The organism is Pseudomonas capeferrum (assembly GCF_013523055.1).
GTDB classification, from domain to species: Bacteria; Pseudomonadota; Gammaproteobacteria; order Pseudomonadales; family Pseudomonadaceae; genus Aquipseudomonas; species Aquipseudomonas capeferrum_A.
On sequence record NZ_JAAMQM010000002.1, the window covers coordinates 89667 to 108677 of the forward strand.

General features: G+C 60.3%; 20 protein-coding genes and 1 pseudogene. 15 read left to right on the forward strand and 6 right to left on the reverse strand.

Annotated elements, in window-relative coordinates; translation table 11 throughout:
* Window positions 1–66 precede the first annotated feature (66 nt).
* Both G7009_RS02880 and G7009_RS02885 read left to right on the forward strand, forming a co-directional pair.
* Complete coding sequence (locus G7009_RS02880; protein WP_181128474.1) at window positions 67–303, forward strand: hypothetical protein; 237 nt, start codon at window positions 67–69, stop codon at window positions 301–303.
* Between the two features lie 193 nt (window positions 304–496).
* On the forward strand, window positions 497–829 hold the full coding sequence (locus tag G7009_RS02885; protein ID WP_181128475.1) for a ribonuclease E inhibitor RraB: 333 nt from the start codon (window positions 497–499) through the stop codon (window positions 827–829).
* A 320-nt stretch (window positions 830–1149) separates the two neighbouring features.
* On the opposite strand, the gene G7009_RS02890 is transcribed toward G7009_RS02885, so the two are convergent.
* Window positions 1150–1956: a c-type cytochrome gene (locus tag G7009_RS02890; RefSeq protein ID WP_181128476.1), complete on the reverse strand. Its 807-nt coding sequence runs from the start codon at window positions 1954–1956 to the stop codon at window positions 1150–1152.
* 525 nt (window positions 1957–2481) lie between these two features.
* Between G7009_RS02890 and G7009_RS02895 the strand changes: the two genes are divergently transcribed.
* Window positions 2482–3210, forward strand: a complete 729-nt coding sequence (locus G7009_RS02895) for an amidotransferase (protein ID WP_181128477.1) — start codon at window positions 2482–2484, stop codon at window positions 3208–3210.
* 88 nt (window positions 3211–3298) lie between these two features.
* Here G7009_RS02895 and G7009_RS02900 read toward each other — a convergent pair whose 3' ends face one another.
* Together G7009_RS02900 and G7009_RS02905 are read right to left on the reverse strand one after the other, a co-directional pair.
* Window positions 3299–4270 carry a magnesium and cobalt transport protein CorA gene (locus G7009_RS02900; RefSeq protein ID WP_181128478.1) on the reverse strand — a complete coding sequence of 324 codons (972 nt, stop codon included), beginning with the start codon at window positions 4268–4270 and terminating at the stop codon, window positions 3299–3301.
* Between the two features lie 84 nt (window positions 4271–4354).
* Window positions 4355–5821, reverse strand: coding sequence for a right-handed parallel beta-helix repeat-containing protein (locus G7009_RS02905; RefSeq protein ID WP_181128479.1), 1467 nt, complete (start codon window positions 5819–5821; stop codon window positions 4355–4357).
* Window positions 5822–6064: 243 nt separating this feature from the next.
* Here G7009_RS02905 and G7009_RS02910 point away from each other — a divergent pair, with 243 nt between their 5' ends.
* From G7009_RS02910 to def, 3 genes are all read left to right on the forward strand, one after another.
* Window positions 6065–6256 (forward strand): CsbD family protein, encoded by a 192-nt coding sequence (locus G7009_RS02910; RefSeq protein ID WP_181128480.1) that lies wholly within the window; start codon window positions 6065–6067, stop codon window positions 6254–6256.
* Between the two features lie 166 nt (window positions 6257–6422).
* On the forward strand, window positions 6423–7382 hold the full coding sequence (locus tag G7009_RS02915; protein ID WP_181128481.1) for a YihY/virulence factor BrkB family protein: 960 nt from the start codon (window positions 6423–6425) through the stop codon (window positions 7380–7382).
* On the forward strand, window positions 7379–7915 hold the full coding sequence (def, locus tag G7009_RS02920) for a peptide deformylase (RefSeq protein ID WP_181128482.1): 537 nt from the start codon (window positions 7379–7381) through the stop codon (window positions 7913–7915). Before G7009_RS02915 ends, def begins: the two co-directional genes overlap by 4 nt.
* Here the strand turns inward: def and G7009_RS02925 are convergent.
* Window positions 7870–8238, reverse strand: a complete 369-nt coding sequence (locus G7009_RS02925; RefSeq protein WP_181128690.1) for a GNAT family N-acetyltransferase — start codon at window positions 8236–8238, stop codon at window positions 7870–7872. The two genes, def and G7009_RS02925, sit on opposite strands and share 46 nt — an antisense overlap.
* 347 nt (window positions 8239–8585) lie before the next feature.
* Here G7009_RS02925 and G7009_RS02930 point away from each other — a divergent pair, with 347 nt between their 5' ends.
* Window positions 8586–8843 carry a DUF2790 domain-containing protein gene (locus tag G7009_RS02930; protein ID WP_181128483.1) on the forward strand — a complete coding sequence of 86 codons (258 nt, stop codon included), beginning with the start codon at window positions 8586–8588 and terminating at the stop codon, window positions 8841–8843.
* A 322-nt stretch (window positions 8844–9165) separates the two neighbouring features.
* Entirely contained in the window at window positions 9166–9810 is a 645-nt protein-coding gene (locus tag G7009_RS02935; protein WP_181128484.1) for a LysE family translocator, read from the forward strand.
* Here the strand turns inward: G7009_RS02935 and G7009_RS02940 are convergent.
* Window positions 9774–10583 carry a helix-turn-helix transcriptional regulator gene (locus G7009_RS02940; protein WP_181128485.1) on the reverse strand — a complete coding sequence of 270 codons (810 nt, stop codon included), beginning with the start codon at window positions 10581–10583 and terminating at the stop codon, window positions 9774–9776. The two genes, G7009_RS02935 and G7009_RS02940, sit on opposite strands and share 37 nt — an antisense overlap.
* A 157-nt stretch (window positions 10584–10740) precedes the next feature.
* On the opposite strand from G7009_RS02940, the gene G7009_RS02945 reads away from it, so the two are divergent.
* From G7009_RS02945 to G7009_RS02960, 4 genes and pseudogenes are all read left to right on the forward strand, one after another.
* Window positions 10741–11220 (forward strand): GyrI-like domain-containing protein, encoded by a 480-nt coding sequence (locus tag G7009_RS02945; RefSeq protein WP_181128486.1) that lies wholly within the window; start codon window positions 10741–10743, stop codon window positions 11218–11220.
* Window positions 11221–11331: 111 nt separating this feature from the next.
* Window positions 11332–11757: a YybH family protein gene (locus G7009_RS02950; protein ID WP_181128487.1), complete on the forward strand. Its 426-nt coding sequence runs from the start codon at window positions 11332–11334 to the stop codon at window positions 11755–11757.
* A 56-nt stretch (window positions 11758–11813) separates the two neighbouring features.
* A pseudogene (locus G7009_RS02955) lies at window positions 11814–12174 on the forward strand (YciI family protein).
* Complete coding sequence (locus G7009_RS02960) at window positions 12171–12662, forward strand: SRPBCC family protein (RefSeq protein WP_181128488.1); 492 nt, start codon at window positions 12171–12173, stop codon at window positions 12660–12662. The pseudogene G7009_RS02955 and the gene G7009_RS02960 overlap by 4 nt, the downstream one beginning before the upstream one ends.
* Before the next feature lie 106 nt (window positions 12663–12768).
* On the opposite strand, the gene G7009_RS02965 is transcribed toward G7009_RS02960, so the two are convergent.
* Complete coding sequence (locus tag G7009_RS02965) at window positions 12769–13239, reverse strand: MaoC family dehydratase (RefSeq protein WP_181128489.1); 471 nt, start codon at window positions 13237–13239, stop codon at window positions 12769–12771.
* 446 nt (window positions 13240–13685) lie between these two features.
* Between G7009_RS02965 and fadD2 the strand changes: the two genes are divergently transcribed.
* The 3 genes from fadD2 to G7009_RS02980 all read left to right on the forward strand — a co-directional run bounded on the left by fadD2 (window position 13686) and on the right by G7009_RS02980 (window position 18957).
* The gene (gene fadD2 / locus G7009_RS02970) at window positions 13686–15374 is read left to right on the forward strand and encodes a long-chain-fatty-acid--CoA ligase FadD2 (protein WP_181128490.1); all 1689 of its coding nucleotides are present in this window, start codon (window positions 13686–13688) and stop codon (window positions 15372–15374) included.
* 614 nt (window positions 15375–15988) lie between these two features.
* A complete protein-coding gene (gene fadD1 / locus G7009_RS02975; RefSeq protein ID WP_181128491.1) occupies window positions 15989–17686 on the forward strand; it encodes a long-chain-fatty-acid--CoA ligase FadD1 in 1698 nt (565 codons plus the stop codon).
* A gap of 485 nt (window positions 17687–18171) precedes the next feature.
* Window positions 18172–18957: an ABC transporter substrate-binding protein gene (locus G7009_RS02980; protein WP_181128492.1), complete on the forward strand. Its 786-nt coding sequence runs from the start codon at window positions 18172–18174 to the stop codon at window positions 18955–18957.
* The last annotated feature ends 54 nt before the right edge of the window (window positions 18958–19011 follow it).

Genomic DNA, 19011 nt, shown 5'->3' on the forward strand with positions numbered 1-19011 from the left:
CTCCATTGGTCAAGCAAAGACAGGGGCCATACGCCCCAGGGTTTTTCTTTGATCGAGGGCTGTTCAATGAAAGAGTGGGAAGTCATCTTTGCCGATCAGAAGGGCGAACCGACCTCGTTGTTGATTCCTTCAGAAGAGCGTCCTAGTGAAGAATACGCAGCGCAACTGATTCGCAAGCAGTTATTTCCCCTTCTGGAAACATTGGACCTGAACGACTTTAAAGACCGTGACGCTTCTCCAACCGCGCGCTGGCTCAAGGAGCAGAATGGAGTGGTCATTACCGGCATTCACGAGTCACCCTGAACCACATGCATGTTGGCGTAGCGGCCGCAAAACGCTACGCTGCAATCAGACGTAGGTCATTTCTGCGGACCCGCGTCGCTTCTTCGCTTCATTCGCTTCATGCATTAGCTCGAATTTCTCGGTAGGCCACCGCCTGCCGAGAACGTGCCTTTGGCGCCGAAAGTCTATCCATAGTTTTTCAGGAGGACGTTCCATGAGCAGCTTGAACGACGATATCAGCAGCAGTGTCCTTAGCCAGATGAAAGCTGGCGGTTTCGATTTCACCCGTATCCATCCGATCGAGTTCTATGCGGTTTTCCCCGACGAAGCAGGGGCGCGAAAGGCTGCCGGCAAATTCCAGGGCGAGTCCCTGAATGCCCAGATCTGCGAGCGTGACGATGGAGCCTGGCACCTGCAGTTGAGCAAGGTCATGTATGCCACCTACCTGGGTATCGACGACTTCGAACAAGGCTTCGAAGCGGTCATCTTGCCATTGGGCGGTGAGGTCGAAGGTTGGGGTGTCAAGCATGAGCGAACGGTAAGCTGAAGCGCCTGATCGATCGCCGTTGAACCAGGGCTGCGCGGTCAATGCCAGTCAGTTAAGGAAATGTTCGATTTCGCATGCTGGAGCTTGTATGACAGCTCTAAAGCTTTGTGAGGCTGGCGGCCTGTCGCGGGGCAAGCCCGCTCGCCACCGGTGCGCGGTGTAGCTAATACATATTCCTGGTGGCAAGCGGGCTTGTCCCGCGACAGGCCGTCAGCTTCACAGAAGACTCCATAAGCCGAAGTCTAATCTCCAGCATGTGAATTGAATATTTTTCCTTGACTGACCGGCATAGGCTGCGCGGCAGCCCTTTCCCTCCGTGTCTACCGTGCCTGAAGCTTGCGGCCGGCCATATGCTCCAGATAGGCCAGCAAGGCATCCAGTTCCTGCTCGTTCAACACGCTCGGCGCAAAGCCCGGCATTTTCGCCTGCGGCCACTGGCGCAGGCTTTGCGGGTCGCGGATCAACCGTCTCAGGTAGCCAGGACGCAAGTATTCGGTCGGATTGTGCGGCAGGTTCAGATCCGGCCCCAACTGGGCGTCACCGGCGCCATTGAGTCGATGGCAAGCGAGGCAGTTCTGCTGGAACAGGGCAAAGCCTTGGCGGATCGGATCGTCTTCGGTCAAGGCTTCGTCTGGCAATAGTGCCGGGAAGCGCTCAGCTACTGACGCCAATCGGCGCAGCGTGGTGATCTGGAACGGCCACTGCTCCGGACGAATGCCACTTGCCTCGGGGTGCGTCCAGACCAGGTAGAAGGGGCCGGCGCTGGGCTTGTCCTTGCCGAGCCCAGGCCAGGGATGAGCAGGATCTTCAATGGCCAGCCAGGCGCGAGCCGGTCCGTCCTGAAGCAATGGGCCGGCAGGCATTTCGGCGGCGAATCCGTCCAGTGCCACGGCTTGCAAGTGGTCGCCTTCGCTTACCCCGTCGAGCAGCGCGGCCAAGGGCACGGCGCGGTAGTGCATCGGGCGCTTGTAGGTCACATCCTGTTCGACCTGAATGTCCTGAGTCTGAGGATGGGCGAGCAAGGCGGCAGTCTGCCAGGTGCGGTCCGCACCGATTTGCAGGTTCAGCTGCGCCGCCGCAAGTGGCAGGCTTAAAGCGAACAGCAGCAGGGCCAGGCATTGGCGCATCGGGCATCTCCGACCATCAGGGTCGGCAGATTAACCGCGCAGGACCAATGAATGCCACAGCGGCTTCAACCGAACAGACGTGTCAGGTTCGGCAGAATCAGTAGCAAGGTCGTGGCAAACAGTATGAGTCCGGCCTGGCGTACTTTGGAGTGCTTGAACATGGCGTTCCGCCTTTTTGTTGTTATTCCTGAAGACCCGACGCCTTCCCTGTCGCGCTTCGGGCCGACTGCCATGGCGCCCCCGGACGCCATGCCTGACTGCCTCTCTTGTCTGGATATAGAATCTACAGTAGGGCGAACGTCATCCATGTTTGAGAACCCTTTGTTCTGTTTATGGGCTTTCTGATGTCAAGCGGATATAACACCAGTGTCCGCTTCGCTGGCATCCTCTGTTTAGACGGGTGCGCGGTGCCGGATACGAGAGACCTGGCTGGATACCGTTCGTCTGAGTCCTGGACTTGCTTGTACGTATCTTTCGCGGCAGGCTCTACAGCCATTCCCATTCATGTCGTTCAGGACTACTTCTATGTCGTTACGCATCTGCATCCTGGAAACCGACGTCCTGCGACCGGAGTTGATCGCGCAATACCAGGGCTACGGAAGGATGTTCGAGCAGTTGTTCACGCGCCAATCGATCACGGCCGAATTCCACGTCTACAACGTGATGAATGGCGAGTATCCCGAAGAGCACCAGGTTTTCGATGCCTATCTTGTGACGGGCAGCAAAGCGGATTCGTTCGGTGCCGATCCTTGGATCCAGACGCTCAAGGACTATCTGCTGGAGCGCTACAGGCGTGGCGACAAGTTGTTGGGCATCTGTTTCGGCCATCAGGTGCTGGCGCTACTCCTGGGCGGTAAGGTCGAGCGCGCCACGGGTGGCTGGGGCGTAGGTATCCATCGCTATACCCTGGCGGCCCATGCGCCCTGGATGGACGCGGATGTGTCGGAGCTGACCCTGTTGATCAGCCATCAGGACCAGGTTACGCAGTTGCCGAAAGACGCCACGGTGATCGCTTCCAGTGACTTCTGCCCGTTCGCCGCGTACCACATCCGCGACCAGGTGCTGTGCTTCCAGGGACACCCCGAGTTCGTCCACGATTATTCACGCGCGCTGCTGGATGCCCGCCAGACGCATCTGGGCGATGAGGTGTATCGCAAAGCCCTGGCCAGTCTTGACGAGCAGCATCAAGGGGATCTGGTTGGGGAGTGGATGTTGCGGTTCATCGGTCATTCGCCAGAAAAGCAGGAAGCGTAGCTGGAGGCCCGGCGGTGGCGATGGCGCACGCGTTCAGCAGGCCGGAGCAGCGCGCCAGGCACCGCCTGCGGCCCCGGCTGCGAGCCTGCTACAGCCATCCGGCCCGTTTGAAACTGGTGTACAGCGTCGTGCAACCCACGGTGATCACCCCCAGGACCACGTAATACCCGTAGTGCCACTCCAGTTCGGGCATGTTCTGAAAGTTCATGCCGTAGATCCCGGCTACCGCCGTCGGGAATGCCAGAATAGCCGCCCAGGCCGCCAGTTTGCGCTGGAGGATGCTCTGGCGCGAGGATTCCAGCAACATGCCGATCTCGATGGTCTGGCTGGCGATATCATGGATGCTGGTAAGGTCTTCCATCTGCCGGTTGACGTGGATCTGCACGTCGCGAAAGTAGGGTCGCATGTTCTTCTCGATGAACGGAAAGCTCAGGCGCTGCAGCTCTTCGCTGATTTCCACCATTGGTGAGACATAGCGGCGCAGGCGCAGGATGTCCCGACGCAGGCTGTGCAGGTGTTGGATGTCGCGTTCCTTGAGCGAGCCGCTGAGCACGCTCTGCTCCAGCATCTCGATCTCGCCATGAATGGCTTCGCTGACCGGTTGGTAGTTTTCGGTGACGAAGTCGAGCAGGGCGTAGAGAACGAAGTCTTCCCCATGTTCCAGCAGCAACGGGCGCGCTTCGCAGCGTTGGCGCACCAGGGCATAGGACTTGGAATGGCCGTTGCGACAGGTGATGACGTAACCGTTGCCGGCGAAGATATGGGTCTCGATGAACTCGAGACGGCCTTCGTGCCGCACTGGCGAGTAGGTCACGATGAACAGCGCGTCGCCGAACGTTTCGAGCTTGGGCCTGCTGTGTTTCTCCAGCGCATCCTCGATGGCCAGCTCATGCAGGTTGAACTGGGCCTGCAGAGTGGCCAGTTCCTCGGCGTTGGGCTCTTCCAGGCCGATCCAGACGAAATGCCCAGGCTTGCATGCCCATTCGCGGCCTTCGGCCATGCTGATATTGGTAACCTTTCTGCCGGCGCTGTAGACCGCCGCTGCGACGACTCGACCCATGGTGTGCTCTGTTTCCTGTGGCTCACGCCACACAGCTTGGGCCGTGCAGCGTGATTGAGCAACCGCTGGTATCGATCGCGGCGGTCAACGACGCAGCGCGGAGCTCAGCTCGGAGGTCGCGCCGTCTGCCGTGGTGACGGTCGCGGTAAAGCTGCCCAAGGTGCCTGCCTCCTCCAGTGGGAAACTGAATCGCCCCAGGCCTTGGCTATCGGTGTTCACCAGTACTTCACCCAAGTAGCGCTCCGCTTCCACGGCATCGCTGGATCCATTGCCGAACAGCTCTACGCGCAGGCTGGTCGAAGCCGCGCCCTTGACCTCGCCCAGCAGGCGCTTGCCGTCCAGCGCGGTGAGGTGCGGGGGTTGCTGGTTGTGATTGGGCAGGGGCTGGCAGCCCGCAGGTGCGCCTTGGGCGTCGCAGATGCTGGCCTGGTCCTGCTTCGGCAAGTCGGCGCCGATCCCGCGTGAGCCGACGTATAGCGCATGGGCCTGCGCCGGCACCCCGAAGATGATGGCCCCGGTGCGCTGGTCGGGGACGCAGGAGCCACCTGCCTCGCAGCGACGAATGTCCTGTCCGTTATGCCAGATGCGGTTGGCGGTCAGGCGTGTGCGGGTCACCTGCGGCTCCGGACGCAGGGCGATGCCGATTCGGTTGCCGTGGATCAGGTTGCCGTCGAGGATGTTGCCATCGCCGGTGACACTGACGCCGATGGAGTTGCCGCTGAAGGTATTGGCGCCCAGGTAATTGCGATGCCCCCAGTTGATCTGCAGGCCATCGGAGTAGTTCTCGAAGCGGTTGCGCACCACGGTATTGTCATTGCCCAGAAGAATCTCGATGCCTTGGGACGGCTCGGGGTTGGCGGGGGTCGAACGGAAGAGGTTGTCGGCCACCAGGTTGAAAGCGGCGCCGCGGGTGAGCTCCAGGCCGTCGCCATTGTCGATCAACTGGTTACGCAGCACCTTGTTGTTCACAGTGCTGGTGGCGGTCGGATTGCCTTTGCCATCGTCGCCGGTGAGCATGATCCCCGCACCGCCCTTGTTGGCGACGATGCGGTTGTCCTGGATGACGTTGTGGCTGGCGCGATTGACCAGGATACCGATGCAGAAATTGCGCACCTCTAGGCCACTGATGTGCACGCCTTGGGTATCGCGCAGGACCAGGCCGGGCCCTGTGGTGGTGCGTACATTGGTACCGTATTGTCCAGGCGTCGCGCCCGGGCAGGCGTGAGCACCTTCACCCTGCAGGTAGCCCGAGCCATCGATGGCGATGTACTGGCCGTCGCGGGCCCAGGCGGTCCCGCTGATCCGCACCGGGCCGAGAATGGCGGGCAAGGCGCGGGTAGGTCGAATCACATAGGGCGCCTGGCCGACAGCGTCGATTTCGATGGACTGCTCACCAGGAGTACGGTTGCTGGTTTCGATGGCCCAGCGCAGGCTGCCTGTCTGGTCATCGTCGGCGTAACGATCGACGCGCAGCACCTGGTGGGTGGTGTCGCCAAGAGCGGATAAGGAAAGCAGGGGCAGCAGGGCTGCCAGCACGGGCATCAAGCGCATGAGGACGAGTTCCGATCAGCTGTTGTTCTTATTGGTAGCGACCTGCGTGGGTCGCTGTGTCGCTGCGGATTCTAGGGCAGGGAAGTGGGGCGACGCAGCCAGGGGCGGTCGGATTCGGTGCGATATTCGCCCGCTGTTTCTCGACGGATCGACTCGAAAAGAAAATTGAAACCTTTCCCGATGTCTCCGCGTCCATTTATTGTCGGCACACTTTATGTGTCTTTCGCACAAGGAGATTTCCCCATGAGTGGCACCAAAGACAAAGTCAAGGGCATGGCCAACGAAGCAGTGGGTAACATCAAGCAGGGCGTTGGCAAGGTTGCCGACAATGACAACCTGCGCGCCGAAGGCAAGGGTCAGGAGCTGAAGGGCGAGGCCCAGCAAGTGGCAGGCGACGTCAAGAATACCGTGAAGGATTCCGTTAAAAAGCCTTGACCCTCGGCGGTCGGCAATCACGGCTACCTGAGGGTGGCCGTTTTTATTGGTGTTCCAGTGAGCAGTATCGTCGGGTACGTGGTCTATTGAACTCAACCTGCAGTCAGAGACACCCACCCGGTTTTTCGCCTGCATCGATGACAGACAAGCGGCGAAAGGAGACGCTATGATTTTCAATGCCCTTCAGGGCCTGCCTTTGCACCGCGTGCTGGTGCGCACCGTCAACGAGTTCATCAATGACGATATGTCCACCTATGCGTCAGCGCTGGCCTATCAGATGCTGTTCTCGCTGTTTCCTTTCTTGCTGTTTCTCATTGCCTTGATCGGCTTCCTGCACTTGCCGGACTTCTTCAGCTGGTTGCGCCTGCAGTCCGAACTGGTCCTGCCGCCTCAGGCCCTGGACCTGGTCAACCCGGTGATCGATCAGTTGCAACAGTCCAAGGGCGGACTGGTCTCGGTGGGTATCGTCATCGCTCTCTGGACAGCCTCCGCAGGTGTGCGGCTGATGATGAGCGCGATGAACGCCGCCTACGACGTCCCCGAAGAGCGACCAGCCTGGAAGCGTATCCCGCTTTCGATCGCCTATACCATCGGTATTGCCGCAATGCTGCTGATGGTTGCAGCCTTGATGGTGCTCGGCCCACAGGTCATGGAGTGGATCGCGGGCCAGATCGGCATGGAAGAATTCATTGTCACGCTCTGGACCATCCTGCGTTGGCCGGTGATCGTCATTCTGATGATGGTGGCGGTGGCCCTTATGTATTACGTGATGCCTGACGTAAAACAGAACTTCCGCTTCATTACCCCAGGGTCCGTCCTGGCGGTGGTCGTGTGGATCCTCGCCTCGCTGGGCTTTGGCTTCTATGTGCAAACCTTCGCCGATTACAACGCTACCTACGGCAGCATCGGTGCGATCATCGTGCTCCTTCTGTATTTTTACATCTCCTCTGCCGTGCTGCTGCTAGGTGCCGAGATGAACGCGGTGATCGAGCATATGTCGGCCGAAGGCAAGGACAAGGGTGAAAAGGATTTCGACGGTACACGATCCAAGGAAGAGCCGACCGTGCTGGGCCATGATCGCCAGAACGTGCCGGCGCCCGCACCTCATGAGCCCAACCGTCCATGATCCGTGACATCCTGAAAATGGGCGATGAGCGCTTGCTGCGTATCGCCCCGCCGGTGCCGCAGAAGCTGATTGGCAGTGCCGAACTGCAGCAACTGATCGACGACATGTTCGAGACCATGCACCATGTCGGCGGAGTGGGGTTGGCGGCGCCGCAGATCGGGGTCGATCTGCAGCTGGTGATCTTCGGCTTCGAGCGCAGCGAGCGTTATCCCGACGCTGAAGCGGTGCCGCAGACCATCCTGCTGAATCCCGTGATCACGCCCATGGGGATGGAAGTGGAGGACGGCTGGGAAGGGTGCCTGTCCGTTCCTGGCTTGCGGGGCGTGGTACCGCGTTTCAAGCATATCCGTTATGAAGGCATCGATCCGCAAGGTCGACCTGTCGAGCGCACTGCCGATGGCTTTCATGCTCGGGTAGTACAGCATGAATGCGATCACCTGATCGGGCGCTTGTACCCTTCGCGCATCCAGGACTTCACGCGGTTCGGCTATACCGACGTGCTGTTCCCGGGGCTCGACGTCAAGGACGACTGAAGACGCGTCAGCGCTATCAGCGGCTTACTGCGTTGGTAGCGCGACAGACGCTCGGCCAGCACGGCGGGCAGACGATCGGCAAGGCGAAAGCCATTGCGACGATAGAAAGGTTCGAGGTCGGGGTGGCAGAACAGCCAGGTGGGTATTCCCACGTCGTTGAGCGCTGCCTCGATGAGATGTGCGGCCACTCCCTGGCCTCGTCTCGAGGGAGCCACGAACAGTCCGGTGAGCCATTGCCCGCCGGGCACGGGACCAAGGTTCAGGCCTGCGATGATTTCCTTGTCGCGTGCCATCCATAGAGTGCCTTCGCCGACGGCACGCATGCGCGAACCATGCTGGCGATAGAATCTATCGAGCAGCGCACGGTGAGGCCCGGTCGAAGGACAATGGCGGGTCAGGCGCAGTCTGCTCGAGAAGTGCTCTGCGTCAAGGCTTGGCTCGTTGGTATCGGTGATAACAGGCGGGATTGTTGTACGCATTGTAAAAGTGAATGTACTTGTTCGGGATTTCAGTATCCGGATCGGGGAGTAGACTGTATCCATCCCAGACAGCAGTTTGAAGCGGGATCGGTACTTCGTGTCATTTCAGCAGTAGATCTGACAACTTCTCCGCGCCACTCGGGCATATGAAGTCAATCGCGTCGCTTGATTGCATTCAAAGGCCATTATCCATGAAATCACTACTGATACTTGCATTGATCGGTGCGTCTTCGTTCGCCTTGGCGGATGAGGCGAGCACGTCAGCTTCCCAGCCGGTTGTCGAACAGTACGACTACTCCACCAACCTGGACATCAAACGTGTCATCAGTCTTTCGACCCTTCCCAATGTATGCGAAGTGGTGCCGGCGACCATGACTTATGAAGACCACCAGGGTCAGGTGCATGTCTTGCAGTACCGGGCGATGGGGGAAGGGTGTGGGGAAGGGTAATGCAGTGCTGACGCAGTATGGCCACCGCCATCGTGTCGTTTGAGCAGCATTCATTGCCAGGCGAGTCCTGCGGCCTCGATCGCAGGACTCGCCCGCTCACCACTAGACGCTTGTCTTCGCTACACCGCATACCGGTGGTGAGCGGGCTTGTCCCGCGATCGAGGCCGCAGGACTCGCCTGGCAATAAATACTGCTCTGACAACGCGATGATGGTGGTTTCGCGGTACTGAAACCAAGATCCCCACAGCAATTTCTTCCAATACAGCTTCCATCCTTTCAACATCCAATAGACCCTGCTTCCATCAATAGCCGAGTCTTGCTCATGCCCTTCACCAACGGTTTTCTCCTCTCGCTCTCCTTGTGCCTGGACATCGGTATCGCCAATATCGCCATGATCACCCTGGCCATGCGGCGAGGGTTCCTGCAGGGATTCTGGTTGGGTCTGGGAACCTGTATCGGCGATCTGATCTATGCCATCGCGGCACTGGCAGGCATGACCGTGCTGCTGCAGTTCGACACCGTGCGGTGGGCGCTCTGGCTGGGCGGTTCGGCGTTGCTGGTCTGGTTCGCGATAAGGATGCTGCTGGCCGCGTGGCGCGGCGGCCATCTGGAGGCACGCGGTCAAGTGGTGGTGGAATCGGCTTGGCGCGAGTTCCTGCGAGGCATCTTCCTGGCCCTGTCATCGCCCAGCGCAATCCTCTGGTTCACCGCGGTCGGAGGTGCCTTGATCTCGCGCTCCGCAGGCGGCGGCCTGGCGCAGGCCGGCTGGTTCCTGACAGGATTCTTCGCCGCCGGGCTGTTCTGGTGCCTGTCGCTGTGCGCCGTCGCAAGCCAGGGCGGACGATTGCTGGGGGATCGGTTGCTGACCTGGTCCTACCTGCTGTCGGCAGGGATCTTTTGCTACTTCGCCCTGTATGTGATCGTTTCCGGCTACCGCGAATTCATCCTGGCGGTGCCTGTTGCGTAGATCGCTGCGTAATGCCGTGGTGTCATGCCATGCGTGCGTCGAAAGGCAGTGATGAAATGGCTCTGATCATAAAAGCCCAGGTCGAGCGCCACATCATGGGAATGCCTGCCCCGACGCAGTCGCCGACGCGCCTCGATCAGCCGCAATTGCATGTGGTACTGCAGCGGCCCCAGGCCAGTGGCTTTCTTGAAACAGCGGACAAAATGGTACTTGCTCAGCCCGGCAACGCCAGCCAGATGGTCCAGTTCCAATCGTTGCGACAGATGATCACGCATGCAGCCGAGGCTGCGGGCAAGCGCGGGCCTCTGCTCGCCTGGCGTGGCCTCGGGTTGTTCGAGCAGTTGCGCATAGAGCAGAAGCTGCGCCTGTTCCTGCTCATGGGCCGGTGATCGAGCCAGCTCGAGCAATGCGGCAAACAGCGCGGGCCGATGCAGACTGCCCTGTTCGAAGCTGGGTGGCTGGTCGGTCGAGCGCAGATTGTTCTCGGCGATCACCCGGCGCAGCGTCTCGGGCGCCAGGTGCACGCCCACGTATTCGGCGCCTTCGGGGCCGAAGCACGACCCCTGTACCGCCAACGGGTTGTACAACGTCACCTGACCAGGCAACACCTGCAGCTCCCGACCCTCCAGCCAGACATGTTCATGCCCGCCGAGGTTGGCGCCCAGGACATAGTCTTCATGAGTATGGCGGGGAAAGCTGGCGCCCGCGGCGGCACGTGCCCATGACAGCTCGAGCGACTGACAGGCATGCAGCGTTTCGATGCTGGGCGTCATCGGCGAGTCCTTGGGGCGAATTATGCGCTACGCTATCGGGCCAGTACCGTTCGGGCAATGCCTGGTGGTCCATGCGGCTCATTCGAGCGCTCGAGGTCGAGTGTTCGAATCAACCTTGCAGGCCCCTGCCGCCCAATCATACGTCGAGGCCACGGACATGACTGCCACCCCCGTCTTCCCCTCTCGCTTCGAAAGCGGCCGCTCGATGATCGTGGCTGGATTCGCCGGGCGCATCAGCAGCGATGACCTGGGCGGTCTGCCTCGTCTGTGGCAGCGTTTCGCGCCGCGCATCGGCCACGTCCCCAAGCAGATCGGCATGGAAACCTATGGCTTGTGCTATCACCCGGACGAGCGGGGCGGCTTCGAGTATCTGGCCGGAGTGGAAGTCGCCGATGCAGGCGAGTTGCCGAAGGAATTCACGACGCTGGTGCTGGCGCCGCAACGCTATGCGGTCTTCGAGCACCGCGATGGCCTGCAAGCGCTCAAGGATACGTTCGACGGCATCTTTCAACACTGGCTGCCCAACTCGGGAGAGCATTCGGCCAATTCTCCTGTGTTCGAGCGCTACCCTGCGACCTTCAACCCTGCCGATCCCCGATCGCTGGTAGAAATCTGGGTACCACTGGAACAGCCCTGAGAGGCCTGAGGATAGGTCCTTGGTTGTCGATTATCCCTACACCGTTGGGTGAGTAGTACGAGGCGCCAGTACAACGGCGTCCTCACACCTGAGCAAGCGGAGGAGACATCCATGAACACTGCTGCCGAAAATGAAATCCGCCAATTGATCGAGCGCTGGGTACAGGCCGTACGCGACCGCGACCTAGACGCTATCTGCGCACCTTACGCCGAGGACATCCTGGCTTTCGATGCCGTCAAGGCCCTGCAATTCGTTGGCAAGGCCGCCTATCGCGCGCATTGGGAAATGTGCATGAGCTACTGTACAGGGCCCATGGTTTTCGAAGTGGCCCAACTGCAGGTGCACGCCGATGCGGATCTGGCACTGGCCCACTGGCTGAATCGTTGCGGGCCCTCGGACGATGAGACGCAATGCGGCTTCATGCGCGCCACCGTGGGCTATCGTCGTATCGAAGGTCACTGGCAGGTGATCCACGAGCACTGGTCGGCACCCTTCGACATGGAAACCCAGAGAGCCCTTTTCGACCTGAAGCCCTGATCTGAGAACGGTTTGTTTTATCGCCAAATGCACTTTGCCGCGCCGCACAGAGGAGCATGAGTCCCCTGTGCCTGGTCTATCGTGACGAAGGGCTCTCGTGCTGCCTTGCAACCTGGAAGACGCCAACTGCATGACTAAGCCGAATCGTCGCGCGACCCTGGAGTAATGCTGGCGAGCGAGGCGCCGAAATCGCCAGTGTCGGCAACCACGGTACGTGCACGCGCAATGCGCATGAGCCTGACCGATGGCCTCTATACCGAGACCAGGGAGCGACTCGTCGGCTTTGATCTGGCCGACGCTCGAAATCTCGACAAGGCCTTGAATATTGCCAAGGTTTTCTCAGCCGTGCGGGTCGGTAGTGTGGAGGTGCGACCGGTGCGCGAGCTGCGAACCTGCCCACGGAGAACGTTACGATGAGCCTAGAACGACCTGGCCAGGGATCGGCGCAACATGAACTCTCCATCAGTCGATTGATCGATGCGCCCCCCGCCAAGGTGTTCCGGGCCTGGACCGAGCCGCAATGGCTGACCCAATGGTGGGGCCCCTACGGCATGACCACGCCGGAATGCGAGATGCAGCTCTGGGTGGGTGGGGTATTCCGGACCTTGATGCATGCGGCGGACGGTGCCGAATACCTTAACCAGGGCGTGTTCCTCGACATCGTCGCGCCGCGGCGGCTGGTTTTTACCGATGCATTTCTTCCGGGATGGGTGCCATCGGAGAAGGCCTTCATGACCGTGGTCGTGACTTTCGACGACGAGCTGGGCAGAACCCGCTATACCGCACGTGCCTGGCACTGGAACGCCTCGGATTGCCGTACTCATGACGAAATGGGGTTTTACCAGGGTTGGGGTGAAAGCCTGGATCGTCTGGTAGAGGTGGTGACCCAGCGGATGCCGGATTGATGGACCGGACCGAATGAGCCCCGCGGCGTGACCCTGGCCATTTGGTCGGGTGCGGCGAGCGCGGAAGCAGCGTCAGGGGAAACGCCGCTTGCGCGATATGCGGTGATCAGCCGGCGACGAAGTTCGGTGGGCTCACCAGCTCGACGGTCTGTTGCTTGCGCGGCGCGAGAATCTCGGCGACGCCTTCGACGACCAGTTCATCATTCTGGTTGTAGACATTGGTGGCGATACGCACCTTGAACTTGGGCAGTTTCTCGAGGATTTCCAGGCGAACGGTCAGCGTATCGCCGATCTTCACCGGTTTCTGGAAGCTCATGGTCTGGCCCAGGTAGATCGTCCCCGGGCCGGGCAGGGTGCAGGCCACGGCGGCGCTGATCAATGCGCCGCTGAACATGCCATGGGCAATACGCTCGCGGAACATGCTCTTGGCGGCGAACTCGGCATCCAGGTGTACGGGGTTGTGGTCACCGGACATGGCGGCGAACAGCTGGATGTCGCGCTCTTCCACAGACTTCTCGTACTGGGCGGTCTGGCCGACTTCGAGAGCTTCGTAAGGCGTGTTGCTGACCTGGGTCATCGGGACTTCCTCAAGGTTCGGAAAAGGATGGCGCATCATCGATTGGCAGTGGGCGGCCTGGGAGGCGCCTGCCATGGATCGTGGATGATAGCGCCGCTAGCCTCGTCACGAAGGATGTTGTCGAGTTGTTCGTGCCACGCCTAGCTGGGCGCGGCTGTCGGTGTCGGTTACTGGCCGCGCGTGTGAAGAAGGCGGCCAGATCGGTGAGACGCCTGCTGGTGCCCTCCGGATCACATTCGCGTGCGACGGAGCATCGTGGACCGCTCGTTGTGGGCCAGCCGTACAAATAAGATTCACGATGTTAATGGCGGCGCTTGGCGTATTTGCCGCCCTTGGCGGACCTGTTAACGTCCGCCTGTGTCGCATGGGGTTGTGGGTGGGCTAGACGGGCGCACCTGCAGCCGGCAACCAAACCTGGACGGCTCGGGCAGAGGAATAACAATAAAATGCAAGCTGACTTCTGGAATGACAAGCGCCCCGCGGGGGTACCTTCGACCATCGACATCAATGCCTACGACTCTGTGGTCGAAGTCTTCGAGCGCTCCTGCAAGCGCTTCGCCGACCGCCCGGCCTTCAGCAACCTGGGCGTGACGTTGACCTACGGTGAACTCGATGCCTTGTCCGCGGCCTTTGCCGCCTGGCTGCAGCAGCACACGAGCCTGGCGCCGGGCGACCGCATCGCGGTGCAGATGCCTAACGTGCTGCAGTATCCCATCGCCGTGTTCGGCGCCCTGCGCGCGGGGCTCATCGTGGTCAACACCAATCCGCTTTACACCGAGCGGGAAATGCGCCACCAGTTCAAGGATGCGGGCGCGCGCGCGCTGGTCTACCTCAACCTCTTCGGCAAGCGTGTGCAGGAGGTGCTGCCCGATACGGATATCGAGTACCTGATAGAAGCGAAGATGGGCGACCTGCTGGCCACGCCCAAGGGCTGGCTGGTCAACACCCTGGTCGACAAGCTGAAGAAAATGGTCCCGGCCTATAGCCTGCCCCAGGCCATATCTTTCAAACGGGCCCTGCGCGAAGGGCGTGGTCGGCAGTTGAAGCCGGCGAGCCTGGGCCTGGATGACATCGCCGTGCTGCAATACACCGGCGGAACCACGGGCCTTGCCAAGGGCGCGATGCTCACTCACGGTAACCTGGTGGCCAACATGCTGCAGGTGCTTGCCTGTTTCTCCCAGCATGGACCTGACGGGCAGAAGATGATCAAGGAAGGGCAGGAGGTGATGATCGCGCCACTGCCGCTCTATCACATCTATGCCTTTACCGCGAATTGCATGTGCATGATGGTCACGGGCAATCACAACATCCTGATCACCAATCCGCGCGATATTCCCGCTTTTATCAAGGAGCTGGGCAAGTGGCGGTTTTCCGCGTTGCTGGGCCTCAACACGCTGTTCGTCGCGCTGATGGATCATCCGCAGTTCAAGAACCTGGATTTCTCGGCCCTCAAGGTCACCAACTCCGGTGGCACGGCCCTGGTCAAGGCGACGGCGGAGCGCTGGGAGGCCCTCACCGGGTGTCGTATCGTCGAGGGCTATGGCCTGACGGAGACCTCGCCGGTGGCCAGTACCAACCCCTATGGTCAGCTCGCCCGTCTGGGCACCGTCGGCATCCCCGTGGCGGGCACGGCCTACAAGGTCATCGACGAGGAGGGTAACGAGTTGCCGCTGGGCGAACGGGGCGAGTTGTGCATCAAGGGACCGCAGGTCATGAAGGGTTACTGGCGGCAGCCCGAGGCGACGGCGCAGACCCTCGATGCCGAGGGATGGCTCAAGACGGGCGATATCGCAGTGATCGACGAGGATGGCTATACCCGCATTGTCGATCGCAAGAAAGACATGATCATCGTCTCGGGCTTCAACGTGTACCCCAACGAGATCGAGGACGTGGTCATGAGCCATCCGCAGGTCGCGAGTTGCGCGGCCATCGGGGTGCCCGACGAGCGTTCCGGCGAGGCGGTCAAGCTGTTCGTGGTAGCGCGTGAAGGCGGGGTCAGCATCGAGGAGCTCAAGGCGTTCTGCAAGGCCAACTTCACGGGATACAAGGTCCCTCGACAGATTGTCCTGCGCGATGCCTTGCCGATGACGCCTGTAGGGAAGATCCTGCGGCGCGAGCTGCGGGAGGAAGGGTAGAGGGGGTGGCCAAATTGTGGAGACCTGTCCCTCGTTGGTGGCGGCGACTCGGCCCCGTGTAGGGGCTGGCTTGCCGGGACGCCGGGCCGCCTGCGATCGAGCCTGAAAGGCTCGCCTGGCAACGAAGATGGGTTACTCGGCATGGTAGTCGTGGATGCATTGGATGCAGGCGATCGGCGTACCCACAATTATCCGGGTGAGAAAAGCTTCAGCGTTGCCAGGCGAGCCTTTCAGGCTCGATCGCAGACGGTCCGGCGTCCCGGCAAGCCAGCTCTTACACAGATCCGAGCTGTGGCTACAAGCGATCCACAACTGGAATGCAGCTCATGGCGCCAACGTTTGATGTGCAGAATGCGCCGCGCGAGCGGCGCTTGGTCTCGGAAGCGCTGACAAACCCAACAGCATGCGAGAAAAGTCTTTTTTCGTGACCAGGTCAACCTATTGAGTCATTTTTGTGACCGGCAGCCCTCATGCGGCTCTAGGCGGCCTCTGGCAAAGCTGCTACTCTCGGCGCGCTTTCGGATGATCCGGTCCCTCTGATCCGTCATTCACTACCTATAACAATCGCATCGACGCGATGAAGAATTTCGCTGTTGCTGAAGGAGTGGGCTTCCATGATCGAACATTTTTGGAAGGATAAGTACCCAGCCGGGATTACGGCGGAAATCAATCCTGACGAATTCCCGAACATCCAGGCGGTGCTCAGGCAGTCCTGCCAACGTTTCGCCGATAAACCGGCCTTTAGCAACCTGGGAAAGACCCTCACTTACGGCGAGCTGTACAGGCTGTCCGGAGCATTCGCCGCCTGGCTGCAACAGCATACCGACCTCAAGCCGGGCGACCGTATCGCCGTGCAACTGCCCAATGTCCTGCAGTACCCGGTGGCGGTGTTCGGGGCGATGCGTGCCGGGCTGATCGTGGTCAACACCAATCCACTGTATACGGCGCGCGAGCTCGAGCACCAGTTCAACGATTCGGGTGCCAAGGCCCTGGTGTGCCTGGCCAACATGGCGCACCTGGCCGAGAAGGTCCTGCCCAAGAGCCAGGTTCGTCATGTCATCGTCACCGAAGTGGCCGATCTGCTGCCTCCGCTCAAGCGTCTTCTCGTCAACAGCGTCGTCAAGTACGTCAAGAAGATGGTCCCGGCCTACCACTTGCCCTCTGCCGTGCGTTTCAACGATGCCTTGGCCAAGGGTCAGGGCCAGCCGGTTGTCGAGGCCGACCCCAGGTCCGATGACGTGGCCGTGCTCCAGTACACCGGCGGCACGACCGGCGTGGCCAAGGGGGCGATGCTCAGTCACCGCAACCTGGTCGCCAACATGCTGCAATGCCGCGCGCTGATGGGCTCCAACCTGCAGGAAGGTTGCGAGATCCTCATCACGCCGCTGCCGCTCTACCATATCTACGCGTTTACCTTCCATTGCATGGCAATGATGCTGGCCGGCAACCACAACGTGCTGATCAGCAACCCGCGCGACTTGCCCGCCATGGTCAAGGAGTTGAAGAAGTGGAAGTTCAGCGGCTTCGTCGGCCTCAATACCCTGTTCGTGGCCCTGTGCAATAGCGAGGCGTTCCGCAGTCTGGATTTCTCCGCGCTGAAGATCACCCTGTCCGGCGGCATGGCCTTGCAGTTAAGCGTGGCCGAGCGCTGGAAGACCGTCACCGGCTGCGCCATCTGCGAAGGCTACGGCATGACCGAGACCAGCCCAGTCGCGGCGGTCAACCCGGCGCAGGCCAATCAGGTGGGTACCATCGGTATCCCGGTACCGTCGACCCAGTGCAAGATCATCGACGATAGCGGGCGCGAGCTGCCGCTGGGTGAAGTGGGCGAACTGTGTGTCAAGGGTCCGCAGGTCATGAAGGGCTACTGGCAGCGCGAGGAGGCCACTGCCGAGATCCTCGATGCCGAGGGCTGGCTCAAGACGGGTGACATCGCGCTGATCCAGCCGGACGGCTACATGCGTATCGTCGATCGCAAGAAGGACATGATCCTGGTGTCCGGTTTCAACGTGTACCCCAATGAGCTGGAAGACGTCCTCGCCAGCCTGCCTGGTGTGCTGCAGTGCGCCGCTATCGGTGTGCCGGATGAAAAGACCGGGGAGGCGATCAAGATCTTCATCGTGGTCAAGCCTGGCATGACGCTGACCAAGGAGCAGGTGATGGGCCATATGCGTGCCAATGTCACGGGCTACAAGGTCCCGCGCCTCATCGAATTCCGCGATGCGCTACCGACCACCAACGTAGGCAAGATCCTGCGGCGCGAACTGCGGGATGAGGAATTGAAGAAGCAAGGCCTCAAGAAAATCGCCTGAAGCCTGGCTTGAACGGTGCATCAAGCGTGGGAGCCCTCCGGCGGCGAGCGAGCTCCCTCGTTACTTCGACATTCATCGGTAACTACATGTGTCACCGGCAATGGCCCATGGCGGGGCGAGCGGAAACAGTGCTGCCAGGTTTCGGTGCGCCTGAATAAGCATTTTTTGCGCTAATGCACGCTACACTTGCCGGATTACAAGGCTTTGCCAATAATAGGCCCGGTAATTGCTTTGATGACAGGTTGTTTCTCTCTAGTCCTTGCATGTCTTGCATGGATTGTCAATCCCGCAGGATGCGGTTTCTTGCGCTTCTATAACTAGTTGTCGCTTTGAAGAAATATCGACTATCAAGCTGTGGTTAAAATGCCACTCTCGCTCATGGTTCGTGACTTTTGGTTGCAGGCCTGCGGCTCGCGTTATACCCATTCGCATATCGGGCAGTCATAACTCCTGCCTTGTTAGCCCTATACCGATGGAGTCACCAGATGAAGAAGCTCGCACTGCTTGGCGCCCTGGCGCTGTCCGTGTTTTCCCTGGCATCGCTGGCCGATGAGAAACCCCTGAAGATCGGCATCGAAGCCGCCTACCCGCCCTTTGCCTTCAAGCAGCCCGACGGCAACCTGGCCGGTTTCGACTACGACATCGGCAACGCCTTGTGCGAACAGATGAAGACGAAGTGCACCTGGGTCGAACAAGAGTTCGATGGCCTGATCCCGGCCCTCAAGGTGCGCAAGATCGATGCGATTCTGTCGTCCATGTCGATCACCGAGGATCGCAAGAAGTCCGTCGACTTCACCAACCGCTACTACCTGACGCCCGCGCGCCTGGTGATGAAGGAAGGGGCGGCGGTCGGCGACAACCTGGCGGAGCTCAAGGGCAAGAAGATCGGCGTGCAGCGCGGGACGATCCATGACCGCTTCGCCAAGGAAGTCCTGGCGCCGCAGGGTGCCACCGTGGTGCCTTATGGCACGCAGAACGAGGTCTACCTGGATGTCGCGGCCGGTCGTCTCGATGGCACCATCGCCGACGCCACTCTGCTCGAAGACGGCTTCCTCAAGACCGATGCCGGCAAGGGCTATGCGTTTGTAGGTCCGGCCTTCACCGATGCGAAGTACTTCGGTGACGGTATCGGTATCGCCGTTCGCAAGGGCGACACGGCGAACGTCGAGCGAATCAACGCCGCCATCGACGCCATTCATGCCAACGGCAAGTACAAAGAGATCCAGGACAAGTACTTCAACTTCGACATCTACGGCCCTGAAAAGCAGTAAGACGTCGAGTTTCACCCCTGCAATGGTGCAAACAGCAGTGCGCTGAGGTTTGCA